This window comes from Vogesella oryzagri (genome assembly GCF_040148885.1).
Classification (GTDB): Bacteria; Pseudomonadota; Gammaproteobacteria; order Burkholderiales; family Chromobacteriaceae; genus Vogesella; species Vogesella oryzagri.
Genome location: NZ_JBEFLD010000002.1, coordinates 57,520 through 72,928, shown reverse-complemented (window position 1 = coordinate 72,928; position 15,409 = coordinate 57,520). Strand labels below are relative to the sequence as shown.

General features: G+C 67.2%; 14 protein-coding genes. 10 read left to right on the top strand and 4 right to left on the bottom strand.

The window, feature by feature from the left end; genetic code table 11:
• Positions 1 to 59: 59 nt before the first annotated feature.
• The 6 genes from ABNW52_RS02960 (at position 60) to ABNW52_RS02935 (ending at position 6,018) form a co-directional block, all read left to right on the top strand.
• Positions 60 to 1,061 carry a sulfate ABC transporter substrate-binding protein gene (locus ABNW52_RS02960; RefSeq protein WP_349583805.1) on the top strand — a complete coding sequence of 334 codons (1,002 nt, stop codon included), beginning with the start codon at positions 60 to 62 and terminating at the stop codon, positions 1,059 to 1,061.
• On the top strand, positions 1,061 to 1,525 hold the full coding sequence (locus ABNW52_RS02955) for an alpha/beta hydrolase family protein (protein ID WP_349583804.1): 465 nt from the start codon (positions 1,061 to 1,063) through the stop codon (positions 1,523 to 1,525). Before ABNW52_RS02960 ends, ABNW52_RS02955 begins: the two co-directional genes overlap by 1 nt.
• A gap of 595 nt (positions 1,526 to 2,120) precedes the next feature.
• Positions 2,121 to 2,960: a sulfate ABC transporter permease subunit CysT gene (gene cysT / locus ABNW52_RS02950; protein ID WP_349583801.1), complete on the top strand. Its 840-nt coding sequence runs from the start codon at positions 2,121 to 2,123 to the stop codon at positions 2,958 to 2,960.
• On the top strand, positions 2,960 to 3,835 hold the full coding sequence (cysW, locus tag ABNW52_RS02945; RefSeq protein WP_349585020.1) for a sulfate ABC transporter permease subunit CysW: 876 nt from the start codon (positions 2,960 to 2,962) through the stop codon (positions 3,833 to 3,835). Before cysT ends, cysW begins: the two co-directional genes overlap by 1 nt.
• Before the next feature lie 180 nt (positions 3,836 to 4,015).
• The gene (locus ABNW52_RS02940; protein WP_349583798.1) at positions 4,016 to 5,092 is read left to right on the top strand and encodes a sulfate/molybdate ABC transporter ATP-binding protein; all 1,077 of its coding nucleotides are present in this window, start codon (positions 4,016 to 4,018) and stop codon (positions 5,090 to 5,092) included.
• Positions 5,089 to 6,018 carry a CysB family HTH-type transcriptional regulator gene (locus ABNW52_RS02935; RefSeq protein WP_349583795.1) on the top strand — a complete coding sequence of 310 codons (930 nt, stop codon included), beginning with the start codon at positions 5,089 to 5,091 and terminating at the stop codon, positions 6,016 to 6,018. The genes ABNW52_RS02940 and ABNW52_RS02935 overlap by 4 nt, the downstream gene beginning before the upstream one ends.
• 74 nt (positions 6,019 to 6,092) lie before the next feature.
• Here ABNW52_RS02935 and leuA read toward each other — a convergent pair whose 3' ends face one another.
• Positions 6,093 to 7,757 carry a 2-isopropylmalate synthase gene (gene leuA / locus ABNW52_RS02930; RefSeq protein ID WP_349583792.1) on the bottom strand — a complete coding sequence of 555 codons (1,665 nt, stop codon included), beginning with the start codon at positions 7,755 to 7,757 and terminating at the stop codon, positions 6,093 to 6,095.
• A 204-nt stretch (positions 7,758 to 7,961) separates the two neighbouring features.
• On the bottom strand, positions 7,962 to 8,840 hold the full coding sequence (locus tag ABNW52_RS02925) for a DMT family transporter (protein WP_349583789.1): 879 nt from the start codon (positions 8,838 to 8,840) through the stop codon (positions 7,962 to 7,964).
• Between the two features lie 87 nt (positions 8,841 to 8,927).
• Here ABNW52_RS02925 and ABNW52_RS02920 point away from each other — a divergent pair, with 87 nt between their 5' ends.
• Positions 8,928 to 9,854, top strand: a complete 927-nt coding sequence (locus ABNW52_RS02920) for a LysR family transcriptional regulator (RefSeq protein WP_349583787.1) — start codon at positions 8,928 to 8,930, stop codon at positions 9,852 to 9,854.
• On the opposite strand, the gene chrA is transcribed toward ABNW52_RS02920, so the two are convergent.
• Both chrA and ABNW52_RS02910 read right to left on the bottom strand, forming a co-directional pair.
• On the bottom strand, positions 9,834 to 11,159 hold the full coding sequence (gene chrA / locus ABNW52_RS02915) for a chromate efflux transporter (RefSeq protein WP_349583784.1): 1,326 nt from the start codon (positions 11,157 to 11,159) through the stop codon (positions 9,834 to 9,836). The genes ABNW52_RS02920 and chrA overlap by 21 nt on opposite strands.
• Positions 11,160 to 11,245: 86 nt before the next feature.
• Positions 11,246 to 12,025 carry a ferredoxin--NADP reductase gene (locus ABNW52_RS02910; protein ID WP_349583781.1) on the bottom strand — a complete coding sequence of 260 codons (780 nt, stop codon included), beginning with the start codon at positions 12,023 to 12,025 and terminating at the stop codon, positions 11,246 to 11,248.
• Positions 12,026 to 12,265: 240 nt separating this feature from the next.
• Between ABNW52_RS02910 and ABNW52_RS02905 the strand changes: the two genes are divergently transcribed.
• The 3 genes from ABNW52_RS02905 (at position 12,266) to ABNW52_RS02895 (ending at position 15,235) form a co-directional block, all read left to right on the top strand.
• On the top strand, positions 12,266 to 13,261 hold the full coding sequence (locus ABNW52_RS02905) for an isocitrate/isopropylmalate dehydrogenase family protein (protein WP_349583779.1): 996 nt from the start codon (positions 12,266 to 12,268) through the stop codon (positions 13,259 to 13,261).
• 206 nt (positions 13,262 to 13,467) lie between these two features.
• The gene (locus ABNW52_RS02900) at positions 13,468 to 14,733 is read left to right on the top strand and encodes an ATP-binding protein (protein ID WP_349583776.1); all 1,266 of its coding nucleotides are present in this window, start codon (positions 13,468 to 13,470) and stop codon (positions 14,731 to 14,733) included.
• Entirely contained in the window at positions 14,711 to 15,235 is a 525-nt protein-coding gene (locus ABNW52_RS02895) for a response regulator transcription factor (RefSeq protein WP_349583773.1), read from the top strand. The genes ABNW52_RS02900 and ABNW52_RS02895 overlap by 23 nt, the downstream gene beginning before the upstream one ends.
• Positions 15,236 to 15,409: the final 174 nt, after the last annotated feature.

The window sequence follows — 15,409 nt, the reverse complement described above, 5'->3', positions numbered from 1 at the left end:
GCCGTTGGCGGCTTGGTTAGATTCTCCCCATCAACTGCCGATCCAAAGGGGAGAACACCATGCACCGCTTTACCCGTCTTGCTACCGCCACCACGCTGCTCTTCGCCCTGGCCGGCCATGCGCTGGCCGATGTCACCCTGCTCAACGTGTCCTACGACCCGACCCGCGAGCTGTACCAGGACTTCAACACCGCCTTTGCCAAGTACTGGAAAGCCAAGACCGGCGAAACCGTCACCATCAAGCAGTCGCACGGCGGCTCCGGCAAGCAGGCGCGCGCGGTGATCGACGGCCTGGAAGCCGACGTGGTGACCCTGGCGCTGGCTTATGACGTGGACGCGCTGAATACCGAAGCCAAGCTGATTCCGGCCAACTGGCAGCAGCGCCTGCCCAACAACGCCGCGCCGTATACCTCCACCATCGTGTTCCTGGTGCGCAAGGGCAACCCGAAAGGGATCAAGGATTGGAACGACCTGATCAAGCCGGGGGTGGAAGTGGTAACGCCGAACCCGAAAACCTCCGGCGGTGCGCGCTGGAACTACCTGGCGGCCTGGGGTTATGCGCTGAAACAGCCGGGCGGCAACGATGCCAAGGCCAAGGATTTCGTGAAGAAGATCTACCAGAACGTGAAAGTGCTGGATTCCGGCGCCCGCGGCTCGCTGGTGAGCTTTACCCAGCGCGGTATCGGTGACGTGCTGCTGTCGTGGGAAAATGAAGCCTACCTGGCGACCAAGGAACTGGGGCCGGACAAGTTCGACATCGTCACCCCGTCGCTGTCCATCCTGGCCGAGCCGCCGGTGAGCGTGGTGGACAAGGTGGTGGACAAGCGTGGCACGCGCAAGGTGGCCGACGCCTACCTGCACTACCTGTACAGCCCGGAAGGTCAGGAGCTGGCCGCGGCCAACTACTACCGCCCGCGTGACGCCAAGGTGGCCGCCAAGTACGCCGACAAGTTCAGCAAGGTGAAGCTGTTCACCATCGACCAGGTGTTCGGCGGCTGGACAAAAGCCCAGAAGACCCACTTCGCCGATGGCGGCGTGTTCGACCAGATCCAGGTGAAGTAATGTCCGCCGGCCTGCCGTTGCTGCTGCTTGCCGACGGCCGGCAGACCGATGGCCGCACCCTGCAGACGCTTGCGCGCCGGCAGGGTGCGTTTTTGCTGGCGGACCTGCCGGCGCTGGCCGGCTGGTTGCAGACGGGCAATACGCCGTTCGTGCTGCTGACGCACGGCGAGCACTGCGCGCCGGCGCTGGCGATGCTGCCACCCGACGGCCGCTGCCGCGCCGCGCTGCTGCTGTCGCCGCAGGGCGACCCGCTGGCGGCGCCGGTGCTGCCGTTTCCCGCGCTGGTGGCCTGCCATCGCCCCGACCCGCGCTACCCGCGGCTGATCCAGGCCGCCAGCCTGGCCGCGGTGTGGCAGGCGCGGCTGCACCTGCTGTCCGGTAGCGGCGACGACGCCGGCGAGCTGGCGCCGCTGCTGGCCGACCTGATCCGTCTGGCCGGGCAGCCGTTGTCGGGGGAGTGCTGAGGGGAGGCAAAACGTTGGCCGCATCAACTCACAGCCACAACATGCGGCCAACGTTGTGAGGCGCCCCATGCCCCATTGGGCCGCGCCGATCAAAAAGGGGTTCGCCAGGTTTTAAGGCGTCGGCAATTCGCCGTTTGCCGTTAGCAAACGGCGAATTGCCGACGCCTGGCGAATGCCGTTTTGAGCGGGGTTTCGCGGTGCACTGGGGCGAGCGGGGATGCAAGGGGGTGGCGGAACGCTCCCTCCCCGTGCGCCGGGCGGAACCGGCGACTGCAAACATCATCCGCGTTGCGAATACAAAACCAGACCACACGCCGCAAACCAATCCGGTAAATGCAGGGCCTCGCTACGCGCAGCCCAACCTACGCACTTGCAACGTTGGCCGCATGCGGACCAGCGGTCTGCTGTGCTTCACGCCGCCCGGGCACCCGTTTACAACCATCCGCTATATCAATCCGCCACCGCCCGCTTTTTCAGTTATTGAATAAGCAACGAAGAAATCCTTATTTTTCGAATAAGAGGGCGGCCAATATCCTGTGGCCAGTTATATAGCCACAGGAAGCAGCATGAAACCGACCGTTCGAGGTGCCGCCGCATGAGCCGCGCCGCAACCTTGCCCCGTGTGTTGCCCGGCTTTGGCCTGTCGCTGGGTTTCACCCTTACCTATTTGTCGCTGGTGGTGCTGATTCCGCTGTCGGCGGTGTTTCTGCGTGCCAGCAGCCTGCCGCTGGACGGCTTCTGGGACGCGGTGACCGCGCCGCGGGTGCTGGCGTCGTACCGCCTGAGTTTCGGCATGGCGCTGCTGGCGGCGGCCATCAATACGGTGTTCGGCCTGCTGCTGGCCTGGGCGCTGGTGCGCTACCGCTTTGTTGGCAAGAAGCTGGTGGATGCGCTGGTGGACCTGCCGTTCGCGCTGCCCACCGCAGTGGCCGGCATTGCGCTTACCGCCCTGTACGCCGGCAACGGCTGGCTGGGCCAGTACCTGGAGCCGCTGGGCATCAAGGTGGCGTTCGGGCCGCTGGGGGTGCTGGTGGCGCTGGTGTTCATCGGCCTGCCCTTCGTGGTGCGCACGGTGCAGCCGGTGCTGGAAGACCTGGAGACCGAGCTGGAAGAGGCCGCTTCCAGCCTGGGGGCGCACCGCTGGCAGACTTTCCGCCACGTGATCCTGCCGGTGCTGCAGCCGGCGTTGATGACCGGTTTCGCGCTGGCCTTTGCCCGCGCGGTGGGCGAGTACGGTTCGGTGATCTTCATCGCCGGCAACATCCCCATGGTGTCGGAGATCACCCCGCTGATGATCATCAGCAAGCTGGAGCAATATGACTATGCCGGCGCTACCGCCATCGCCGGGGTGATGCTGGTGTTTTCCTTCCTGCTGCTGCTGGCCATCAACGGTCTGCAGGCATGGCAGGCGAAACGTAGCGGAAGGAGTGCATGATGGCCGGTGCCGTTTCCAATCTCTATGCCCAGCATGACCGCGCGGCGCTGCTGGAAAGCCGTCAGGCCACCCGTGAGCCGGCGTGGGTGAAGACCCTCATTCTCACCGTGGCGCTGGGCTTCTTCGCCGTGTTCCTGCTGCTGCCGCTGGCGGTAGTGTTTGCCGAGGCGCTGGCCAAGGGCTGGGATACCTACCTGGCGGCGCTGCTGGAGCCGGACGCGCTGTCGGCGGTGAAGCTAACCCTGTTGGCCGCGGTGATTTCGGTGCCGCTGAACCTGGTGTTCGGCGTGGCGGCGGCGTGGGCGATCACCCGTTTCGATTTTCGCGGCAAGCAGCTGCTGATCACGCTGATCGACCTGCCGTTCTCGGTGTCGCCGGTGGTGGCCGGCCTGGTGTACGTGCTGGTGTTCAGCAGCCACGGCTGGCTTGGCCCCTGGCTGCTGGAGCATGACATCAAGGTGATTTTCGCGGTGCCGGGCATTGTGCTGGCGACCGTGTTCGTTACCGTGCCCTTTGTGGCCCGCGAGCTGATTCCGCTGCTGCAGGCGCAGGGGCGCGAGGAAGAAGAGGCCGCGGTGGTGCTGGGCGCGCGCGGCTGGCAGGTGTTCTGGCATGTGACGCTGCCGAATGTGCGCTGGGCGCTGCTGTACGGCGTGATTCTCAGCAATGCGCGGGCGATGGGCGAGTTCGGCGCGGTGTCGGTGGTATCCGGCCATATCCGTGGCGAGACCAACACCCTGCCGCTGCATGTGGAGATTCTCTACAACGAGTACCAGTTCGCCGCCGCCTTTGCCGTGGCCAGTCTGCTGGCGCTGCTGGCGCTGGTAACGCTGGTGGTGAAGAGCTGGGTGGAGTGGCGCGCCACGCGCGATTGAACGTCGCTAACAAAACCCCTGATCCTGCGTTGCGCCTGCTTGCCGTACTCGCTGTACTGTCTGCGTCGGCGCGCCTTGGCTCAGGTCCTCTGCAAGGTTTTGTTAGCAACGCCAAATATCTATCCGCTGCGGCGAGCGCAGCGGGCAAGGTTGGCCGCAAGGCGACCACGGAGAAATGAAATGAGCATCCAGGTACAAAACATCCACAAGGCATTCGGCGATTTCGTCGCGCTCGACAACCTCACGCTGGACTTTCCCGGCGGCGAGCTGGTAGCGCTGCTGGGGCCGTCCGGCTGCGGCAAGACCACGCTGCTGCGTGTCATCGCCGGGCTGGAGCAGGCCGACAGCGGCCGTGTGCTGCTCGACGGCGAGGACGCCTCCGACACCCACGTGCGCGAGCGCCAGGTGGGCTTCGTGTTCCAGCACTACGCGCTGTTCCGCCACATGACGGTATTCGATAACGTAGCTTTCGGTCTGCGCATGAAGCCGCGCAAGCTGCGCCCCAGCGAAGCCGACATCAAGCGCAAGGTGCACGAGCTGCTGGGGCTGGTGCAGCTGGACTGGCTGGCCGACCGCTTTCCGGCGCAGCTGTCCGGCGGCCAGCGCCAGCGAATCGCCCTGGCGCGCGCGCTGGCGGTGGAGCCGCGCGTGTTGCTGCTGGACGAGCCGTTCGGCGCGCTGGACGCCAAGGTGCGCAAGGAGCTGCGCCGCTGGCTGCGCCGCCTGCACGACGAGCTGCACATCACCTCCATCTTCGTTACGCACGACCAGGAAGAAGCGCTGGAAGTGGCCGACCGCGTGGTGCTGATGAACCACGGCCGCGTGGAGCAGATCGGCAGCCCGGGCGAGGTGTACCGCCAACCGGCCACGCCCTTCGTGTACGGCTTTCTGGGTGCGGCCAACCGGTTCGAAGGCAGCGGCAGCGCCGGCGGCATCGCGGTGGGTAATGCCCGGCTCAGCAGCGAGCCGGCAGCGTATGATGGCCGGGTGATCGCCTTTGTGCGCCCGCACGAGCTGGACATCGTGCCGGGCGAGCATGGCGATGGCGTGCCGGCACGCATCAGCCGCCTGCTGACGCTTGGCGCGCTCACCCGTGTGGAGCTGGAAGGCCGTGACGAGCTGGCCGGCCAGCAGTTCGATGTGGAACTGCCGGCCGGCAGCGAGCTTGTCTCAAGCCTGCAGGCCGGGCAGCCGGTACGCCTCAAGCCGCGCAGCGTGCGCGTGTTCGCCAACCAGGAAACGGCAGGTGCCGCATGAATTTCCAGCAGCTACGCATCATCCGCGAGACGGTAAGACAGAATTTCAACCTCACCGAGGTGGCCAACGCGCTGTTCACCTCGCAGTCCGGCGTGTCCAAGCACATCAAGGACCTGGAGGACGAGCTGGGGGTGGAGCTGTTTGTGCGCAAGGGCAAGCGCTTTCTCGGCCTGACCGATCCGGGCAAGGAGCTGCTGACCATCGTCGAGCGCATGCTGCTGGACGCCGGCAACATCAAGCGGCTGGCGGAGCAGTTCAGCCAGCGCGACGAAGGCCAGCTCACCATCGCCACCACCCACACTCAGGCGCGCTACGCGCTGCCCAAGGTGGTGACTGCGTTCAAGAAGGCGTTTCCCAAGGTGCACCTGGTGCTGCACCAGGCCAGCCCGGACGAGCTGGTGCGCCTGCTGCTGGCCGGCGAGGCCGACATCGGCATCGCCACCGAGGCGGTGGCCGAGGTGCCGGAACTGGTGTCGTTTCCGTACTACAGCTGGCACCACGCGGTGATCGCGCCGCCGGCGCACCCGCTGCACCAGCAGGCACTGACGCTGGAGACGCTGGCCGACTACCCGCTGGTGACCTACCACCACGGCTTTACCGGCCGCGCGCAGATCGACCGCGCCTTCGCCGATGCCGGCCTGGCGCCGGACATCGTGATGGCGGCACTGGATGCCGACGTGATCAAGACCTATGTCGAGCTGGAACTGGGCGTCGGCATCATCGCCTCGATGGCGGTGGACCCGCAGCGCGACAGCCAGGTGCGGGTGGTGGAGGGCGCGCCGCTGTTCGGCCACCAGACCACGCGGCTGGCGATCCGCCGCGGCCACTACCTGCGCAGCTACGCCTACCGCTTCATCGAACTGTGCTCGGCGGCGCTGGACGAGGACACCGTGCGCCGCGCGTTGTCGCCGGTGGCGCAGGACTAGATCGCTGGCGTCATTCACCGCCGGCAGCATGCGGCCAACCTTGTGGCAAGGTTGGCCGCATGTTCGTTTCCGGCTCAGGCTGCTTGCGCCGGCGGCTGCCGGCTGTGGGCATTGATGCCGGCCAGCAGCGCGCGCAGCGCGGCCAGTTCCAGGTTGTCGTCCTCGGCCACGCCAAAGCAGTGCTTGCCGGTGGCGTCCTGCAGTTGCAGGTAGCAGATGGCGCGCGCGGCGCTGCCGCTGCCCAGCGCGTGCTGCTGGTAGTCCAGCAGCTGCAGCGGCACGGCCATCGCCGCCAGCAGCGCATCCAGCGGGCCGTTGCCACAACCTTGCCGCTGCTGCGGCTGCGCACCGTGCTGCAGGCTGATCTCCAGCCGCGTCTGCCCCTGCACCTGCTGCTGGCGGTGGCTGACATAGCGCCACGGGCCGTGCTCCGACAGGTAATGCTGGCGGAACAGCCGGTACAGTTGCTCGGCCGCCAGCTCCTGCCCGGCGCGGTCGGTCTCCGCCTGCACCAGGCCGGCAAAGTCCTGCTGCAGCGCGCGCGGCAGCTGCAGGCCGTAGTGCTGCTCCAGCAGCCAGCTGATTCCGCCCTTGCCGGACTGGCTGTTGACGCGGATCAGCGCCTGGTAGCTGCGGCCAACGTCGGCCGGGTCCAGCGGCAGATACGGCACTTGCCACGGCTCGGCGTCGTGCTGCAGCGCCATGCCCTTGCGGATGGCGTCCTGGTGCGAGCCGGAAAACGCGGTGTAGACCAGCTCGCCGGCGTAGGGGTGGCGCGGGTGCACCGGCAGGCCGATGCTGTCTTCCACCAGCGCGCGCACCGCGTCGATATCGGAAAAATCCAGCTCCGGCGCAATGCCCTGGGTGTAGAGATTCAGCGCCAGGGTCAGCAGGTCCACATTGCCGGTGCGTTCGCCGTTGCCGAACAGGCAGCCTTCCACCCGCTCGGCGCCGGCCAGTAGCGCCAGCTCGGCGGCAGCCACCGCGGTGCCGCGGTCGTTGTGCGGGTGCACGCTGAGCACGATGCTGTCGCGGCGCGCCAGCCGGCCGTGCATCCATTCGATCTGGTCGGCGTAGTGGTTGGGGCTGGACAGCTCCACCGTGGCCGGCAGGTTGATGATCATCTTGCGTTGTGGCGTCGGCTGCCAGATTTCGCTGACCGCGTCGCAGATTTCCAGCGCGAAATCCGGCTCGGTGGCGGAGAAGGTTTCCGGCGAATACTGGAACTGCCAGTCGGTGCCGGGGTTGGCCGCCGCCAGCTCGCGTATCTGCCGCGTGCCGCGCTCGGCCAGCGCGCGCACCCCGGCGCGATCGGTGGCGAACACCTGCCGGCGCCAGGCCGGGGCGGTGGCGTTGTACAGGTGCACGATGGCGCGGCGGGCGCCGTGCAGCGCCTCGAAGGTGCGGGCGATCAGGTCCGGCCGCGACTGGGTGATCACCTGCAGGGTGACGTCGTCCGGCACGTGGCCGTCAGCCAGCAGCGTGCGCACGAAATCGAAGTCGGTCTGCGAGGCGGCCGGGAACGCCACCTCGATCTGCTTGAAACCGCAGGCCAGCAGCATGTGGAAGAAGCGCAGCTTCTGCGCGGCATTCATCGGCGTGGCCAGCGCCTGGTTGCCGTCGCGCAGGTCGGTGCTGAGCCAGGTCGGGGCCCGGGTCTGGCGGCGCGATGGCCATTGCCGCGCGGGCAGCTCCACGGGCTGGAAGGCGGGGTATTTGCGGGCGGGGTGCAACAGCATGGCGATCTCCTTGATTGACCACCCGACATTACCCGTTATGTCCGATTATTGCGGCGATAATTCACTTATTTAATTTTCACATCTGAGTTACGTTAATTTATCGGACATTTAGTCTGATTTTTGCTGTTGTAGTATGCTTTGTTTGACGTTGTGTCTGATTGGCGTGTGGCGGATTTGCCGCAGTAGCGGCGGTGGTCGGGTCGGTTAGCGCACCACGCGGCGTGCCGGCAGTGCCTGCCACAGCGCCGCGCCGGCAATCAGCAGCCCGCCGATCCAGCCGCTGGCGGCCAGCGGCTCACCCAGCCAGGCCACCGCGAACAGCGCGCCCCACAGCGGCTCGCTGCCCAGCAGCAGCGCCACCTTGCTGGGGCTGGAATCGGCCAGCGCGCGGTTCATCGCCCAGAAGGCGAACAGGGTGCAGAACACGGTGAGGAAGGCGATCGCCAGCCAGAAGCCGGCGGCGCTGGGCAGCGGCGGCAGGCCACCGGGCAGTGCCAGGCCGATCAGCAGCGCGCCGCCGCCGACCAGCACGCCCTGTACCGCGGTCAGCCCCAGCATGTCGATGCCCTTGCCGGCGGTGAGGCGGGTGGCCAGGCAGGTCTGCGCCGCGCGCAGCAGCGCCGCCAGCAGCATCAGCGCGTCGCCGCTGCTGAGCTGGCCGCTGGCGGTGCCGGTGAGCAGCCAGGTGCCCAGCAGCGACACGATAGCGGCCAGCCACAGCCGTGCCGCCGGGCGCTGGCCGAACCACAGCCATTCCAGCGGCGGCGTCAGCAGCAGGCACAGGCTGACCAGAAAGGCGGCATTGCCAGCGCTGGTGTGCGCCACGCCGGCGGTTTCGGCAAAGAAGATCGCCAGCAGCCCGGCACTGGTGGGCAGCGCGGCAGCGACGCAGGCGCGGCGTTGCGCGGCCGGCAGGCGCAGCCAGTACGGTGTCAGCAGCAGCGCGGTCAGCAGGAAACGGATGGCGATCACCCCGGCCACCGGGTAGAAGGCCAGCGTGGTCTTGACCACGCTGTAGCTGCTGCCCCAGATCACGGCGGTCAGCAGCAGCAACAGTTCGGCGGGAATCAGGCTGCGGTTCATGGCGGGCTCCTTGCATGGCGTGGCCGCCAGTATGAAACTAGCTGCTGCTACTGATAATCGGCCATTTAGGAACAGGATTTGTGCGCCATGAGAACAAGTGAACTATTGCCCTTACTGCCGGATCTGGCGGTGCTGGTGGACGTGGTGGAGGCCGGCTCGTTCAGCGCTGCGGCGCGGCTGCAGGGCAGCACGCCGTCGGCGGTGAGCCGGCAGATCGCGCGGCTGGAGACGGCACTGGAGCTGAAACTGCTGGAGCGCAGCACGCGGCGGCTGCACCTGACCAGCGGTGGGCAGGAGGTGCTGCGCCACGCCCGCGCCATGCTGGAGGCGGCCCGCGCCGCCTGCGACGGTGCTGCGCGCCACGCCAGCAGCGTCACCGGCCGGGTAAGGTTGGCCGCACCCAAGGCGGCGCTGCGGCAGCTGATTCATCCACAGCTGCCCGGCCTGCTGCAGACTTATCCACAATTGGCGCTGGAATTGCAGGTCACCGACCAGGTGGTGGACCTGATCGCCGATGGCGTGGACATCGCGTTACGGCTGGGCGACCCGCCGCCGGGCTACGTGGCGCGGCCATTCATGGAGGTGCGCACCCTGCTGTATGCGGCGCCGGCCTACCTGGCGGCGCACGGCACGCCGCAGCATCCGGCCGAGCTGGTGCGCCACAGCTGCCTGCATCTGGCCGAGCTACCGGGCGACGACGAATGGTGTCTGGTGCGCGGCAACGAGCGGGTGGTGGTCAACGTGCGTGGCCGCTATGCCTGCAATCACAGCGAGATGCGGCGCGATGCCGCCGCGCAGGGGCTGGGCATTGCCTGCCTGCCGGATTTTGCGGTGCGGCAGCAGCTGGCGGACGGCAGTCTGCGACCGGTGCTGCCGGGCTGGCAGCTGCTGGGACGCTACCAGGGCAGCAGCTGGCTGGTGTACCACGCCGACCGCTACCGTTCGCCGCGGGTGCGCGCGGTGGTGGATTTCCTGCTGCAGATTGCAGCTGAGCTAGGTCAGCAGCGCGCGTAGCAGGCCGATGCCGGCGCAGGCGGCTATCACTGGGATCACGCCGCGGCCGCCCTTCACCAGCGCCCACAGGCTGGCGGCGGCCAGCAGGGCGGCAAACCAGTCGATGCCGGCAGCCAGGCCGCGCGGCCACAGCAGGTGCTGGCCGAAGAACAGCGCCAGATTGATGATCACCCCCACCACCGCGGCGGTAATGGCGGTAAGCGGCGCGGTAAAGCCCAGCTTGCCGCGGGTGTGCTCTACCAGCGGTGCGCCGGCGAGGATGAACAGGAACGACGGCAAGAAGGTGTACCAGGTGACCCAGCTGGCGGCGACGATGCCGCTGATAGCCGCGCTGCCGGCACCGAACAGCGGCGCGCCGTAGCCGCCGACAAAGGCGACGAAGGCCACCACCATGATCAGCGGCCCCGGCGTGGTTTCACCCAGCGCCAGGCCGTCCATCATCTGTCCCGGTGTCAGCCAGCCAAAGTGCGTCACTGCGCCCTGGTAGACATAGGGCAGCACCGCGTAGGCACCGCCGAAGGTCAGCAGCGCCGCCTTGGTGAAGAACCAGCCCATCTGCGGCAGCGTGTGCTGGCTGCCGGCAAGCGCTATGGCCGTCAGCATCGGCAGCGCCCACAGCAGCGCACCGGCCAGCGCCAGTCGCAGCAGCTTGCCGTGGCTGTAGCTGGCATGCGGCGGCGGTGGGGTGTGGTCGTTGATCAGCGCCTGATTGTCATCCTGCGCGCTACTGGCGGCGTGGCCCTTGCCGCCGGCAAATACCTGCGGCCAACGTTTGGCGCCCAGCCAGCCGCTGATGCCGGCCAGCAGCACGATGGCCGGGAACGGCAGCGCGAACAGCGCCAGCGCCAGCAGTGCGGCGGCGGCAATGCCCCACAGCAGCGGGTGCTTCAGCGCGCGGCTACCGATACGCCACGCCGCCTGCAGCACGATGGCCAGCACTGCGGCCTTGATGCCGGCAAAGGCGCCGGCCACCAGCGGCAGCTGGCCGAAGGCCATGTACAGCCACGACAGCGCGATCAGGATCAGCAACGACGGCAGCACGAACAGCACGCCGGCGACGATGCCGCCGCGGGTGCGGTGCATCAGCCAGCCCAGATAGGTGGCCAGCTGCTGCGCCTCCGGCCCCGGCAGCAGCATGCAGTAGTTCAGCGCGTGCAGAAAACGCTGCTCGGAGATCCAGCGTTTGTTGTCCACCAGCTCGCGGTGCATCAGTGCGATCTGTCCGGCCGGGCCGCCAAAGCTGAGAAAGCCCAGCTTGAGCCAGAAGCGCAGTGCGTCGCGAAACGGTACGGCGGGATGGGACATGCTGTTCTCCGGATAGCAAAACACCCCGTAGCGGACGGGGTGTTGGGTACTGGCAAGGTTGGCCGCAAGGGCCGCGTGGCAGCTGCTTACTTCTCGACGAAGGCGCGCTCGATGGCGTAGTGGCCAGGTTCGCCCATGCGCGGCGATTCCTTGAAGCCCAGCTCGTCCAGAATGTGGCAGGTATCGTCGAGCATCGCCGGGCTGCCGCACAGCAGCGCGCGGTCGGTTTCCGGGTTCAGCTGCGGGATGCCCAGCTGCTTGGCCAGTTCGCCGCTCTTGATCAGGTCGGTCAGACGGCCCTGGTTGCGGAACGGTTCGCGGGTCACGGTCGGGTAGTACACCAGTTTCTCTTTCACCAGCTCGCCCAGGTACTCGTGCTCGGCCAGCTCTTTGGTGATGTAGTCGTGGTAGCCCAGTTCGTTCACCCAGCGCACGCCGTGGATCAGGAAGATCTTGTCGTACAGATCGTAGACTTCCGGGTCCTTGATGATGGACATGAACGGCGCCAGGCCGGTACCGGTAGACAGCAGGAATAGGTGCTTGGCGTTCGGCAGCAGGTTGTCCTGCACCAGGGTGCCGGTGGGCTTGCCGGAGATCACCACCTTGTCGCCCGCCTGCAGGTGCTGCAGGCGCGAGGTCAGCGGGCCGTTCTGTACCTTGATGGAGTAGAACTCCAGGTGTTCTTCCCAGTTGGCGCTGGCCACGGAATAGGCACGGATCAGCGGTTTGCCGTTCACTTCCAGACCGATCATCACGAACTGGCCGTTGATGAAACGCAGACCCGGATCGCGGGTGCAGGTGAAGCTGAACAGGGTGTCGTTCCAGTGATGGACGGACAGGACGGTTTCGGTCGAGAGGGTAGCCATGTGCGCTCGTCTTTACATGCGGCAGTAATTCAACAGCTGCGTATTCTAACCCAGCTTCCAAATAACTGCTTGGACGGAAAGGTTCTGTCTTTATTGCCTTTTTTGATGTTGCTCAATTTATATAATGATATACATTCCCAATCAGCAGGCAGGGCGGGGCTGTCAGGCTGTCGGACAGGCGTACTTGCCGTACTACAGGCCGCGCGCTATGTTGCCATGCAACAACAAGCACAAGAGGTCATGGCGATGAAACTGTGTGTGATTGCCGGCGACGGCATCGGTCAGGAAGTGGTGCCGCAGGCCGTGCGCGTCTTGCGCCAGCTGCTGCCGCAGCTGCAGACGGTGGCGGCCGATGCCGGCTGGGAAACTTTTCAGCGCAGCGGCAACGCGCTGCCGCCGGTCACGCTGGCCGCCGCGCGCGACTGCGGCGCGGTGATCTTCGGCGCAGTGAGTTCGCCGGCGCACAAGGTGGCCGGCTACCGCTCGCCCATCGTGCAGCTGCGCCGCGAACTGGGTTGCCATGCCAACCTGCGGCCAACCCTGAGCCTGCCCGGCTGCGGCACCCCCGGCATCGACCTGCTGATCGTGCGCGAGAACACCGAAGACCTGTACATCGGCGAGGAGCAGTCGGACGGCGACACCGCCACCGCCATCAAGCGCATCACCCGCGTCGCCTCGCAACGGGTGGCAGCAAGCGCCTGCCAGCTGGCGGTGGCCGAGGGCCGCCGGCGGCTTACCATCGTGCACAAGGCCAATATCCTGCCGCTCACCGACGGCCTGTTCCGCGATGTGGCGCGCCAGGTGGCGGCGGATTATCCGCAGCTGCAGGTGGACGAATTGCTGGTGGATACCGCCGCGCTGAAGCTGGCGCAGGCGCCACAGGCGTTCGACATGCTGCTGGCGTCCAATCTGTACGGCGATATCCTGTCCGATCTGGCGGCAGCGTTCGGCGGCGGGCTGGGGGTGGCTGCGTCGCTGAACCTGGGTGAGCAGGCTGCCATTGCCGAGCCGGTGCATGGCTCGGCGCCGGACATCGCCGGGCAGGACATTGCCAACCCGGTGGCCAGCCTGCTGTCGCTGGCGCTGCTGCTGCGTCACTGGTGGCAGTTGCCGGCGTTGGACGCACGGCTGGAACAAGCCGTGCGCGCCACGCTGGCGGCCGGCATCCGCACGCCGGACCTGGGTGGCAGTGCCGGCACCGCCGGCTTCTGCGATGCGGTACTCGCCCGCTTATAGCCGCTGCCCGCGGCGGCGGTTGCGACAAGGTGTCGCATTCCGTCGCCGCCTGTCCCTCGCTACAGTGGCGCTGGCGGGAAGGCGTTCCCGCTCTCCAGATCGCGAACCACGGCACCGCCGCCCGCCAGCCGGGCGGCGGCTGTTTGTCATGCGACAAAACGCCGCAGCCAGCTCCCGGCGCGTAGGGCAGTGCTAAAGTGGCGCGCATGAACGCCATCGCTTCCCCCCTTCCGTTTGCCGCCAACCTGGGCCTGATCCAGCGGCGCATCGCCCAGTTGCGCTGGCTGCTGCTGCTGCTGGCATTGCTGCTGTGGCCGCTGGCCCGCTGGCAGGGCTTAAGCCTGCCGTGGCTGTTGCTGGCGCAGGCATGGCTGACGCTGCTGGCGGTCAACCTGGCGCTGCCGTGGCTGGCGCGGCGCGGCGTGCTGCCGCGGCGCCTACTGGCGCTGGGGCTGGCTGCCGATGTGCTGGTGCTCACCGAGCTGCTGGCCTTCAGCGGCGGTGCGGCCAACCCGCTGGCGTCGCTGTACCTGCCGCCGGTGTTGTTCGGCGCCTTGTTGCTGCCGCCACGGCAGGCCTGGGCGCTGGCACTGGCGAGCCTGTCGGCCTATGCCCTGCTGTTCGTGTGGCACCTGCCGTGGCCGCTGGCCGGCGGCGATGCCGCCTATGCCTTCCGCCTGCATCTGCTGGGCATGTGGCTGACCTTTGCCGCCTCGGTGCTGCTGCTGACCGGCTTTGTCTCCTACCTGGCGGCGCAGTTGCTGCGGCGCGAGGCGGCGCTGGCGGCGGCGCGCGAAGCGCAGCTGCGCAACGAGCAGCTGGTGGGGCTGGGGGTGCAGGCGGCGTCGGCCGCGCATGCGCTGTCCACGCCGCTGGCCACGCTGACCCTGCTGTGTGATGAGCTGCTGCACGACGCCAGTGGCCCGCAGCACGACGATCTGCAGCTGATGCAGCGCCAGCTGCAACTGTGCCGCGAGGCACTTGTGCAGTTGAAAGCCGGCAGCGGCGGTGCCGGCAGCGCGCTGCCGGTATGTACGCAACTGGCGCAGCAGCTGCAGGGCTGGCACAGCACGCGGCCGGATGTGAGGTTGCTGCGCCATGGTCTGACCGCTGGCGGCCCGGTGCTGGCGCTGGACGCGCGTTTCTGGCCGGCATTGTTCAATCTGCTGAATAACGCCGCCGATGCCGGTGGCGGGGAAGTCGAGCTGACGGTGGTGCTGGAGCCGGGCTGGCTGCGGCTGGAAATCCACAACCGGCATGGCCGGCTGAGTGCGGCGCAGCTGCAGCATGCCGGGCTGGCGCCGCTGGATTCCGACAAGCCGGCCGGGCTAGGGCTGGGGGTATTGCTGTCGCATGCCACGCTGTCGCAGCTGGGCGGGGAACTGAAACTGGATAACGCGGCGGCCGGCGGGGTGCGCGCCACCCTGCGCCTGCCGCTGGATGGCGCGCATGCACACACTGCTGATCATTGATGATGACGACACCTTTGCCGCGGTACTGGCGCGCAGCCTGAGCCGACGCGGTTTTAACGTACAGCATGCGGCCAACCCGGCGGCGGCGTTGGCCGCGGTGGCAACCCCGCCGGACGGCATCGTGCTGGATCTCAACCTGGCCGGTGACAGCGGCCTGCGGCTGTTGCCGCAACTGCTGCAGCGCGCGCCGGCGGCGCGGCTGCTGGTGCTGACCGGCTATGCCAGCATCGCCACCGCGGTGGAGGCGGTAAAACTGGGGGCGGTGAACTACCTGGCCAAGCCGGCGACGGTGGATGACATCCTGGCGGCGCTGGGGCAGGTGGCGGCCAACCCGGCGCTGGCGATCGGCAGCCAGCCGATGTCGCTGAAGCGGGTGAGCTGGGAGCATCTGCAGCGGGTGCTGACCGAGCACGGCGGCAATGTTTCCGCTACCGCGCGGGCGCTGGGCATGCACCGGCGCAGCCTGCAGCGCATGTTGGCCAAGCGGCCGGTAAAAGAGTGAAACCGGGCGGATATGCCGCGTTATGACGGCTAAGTCCCTGATAAAAAAATGGACAGGCTAGAGCAATTACGCTAAATTGTGCAGCGCACTCAAGCCGAAAGGTTTTTGTGGTGTTAGCCCCTCGAAGCATCGATCCGGCCCCTCGCCGGCGAGATGTTTCTTCCTCGTGTTGGC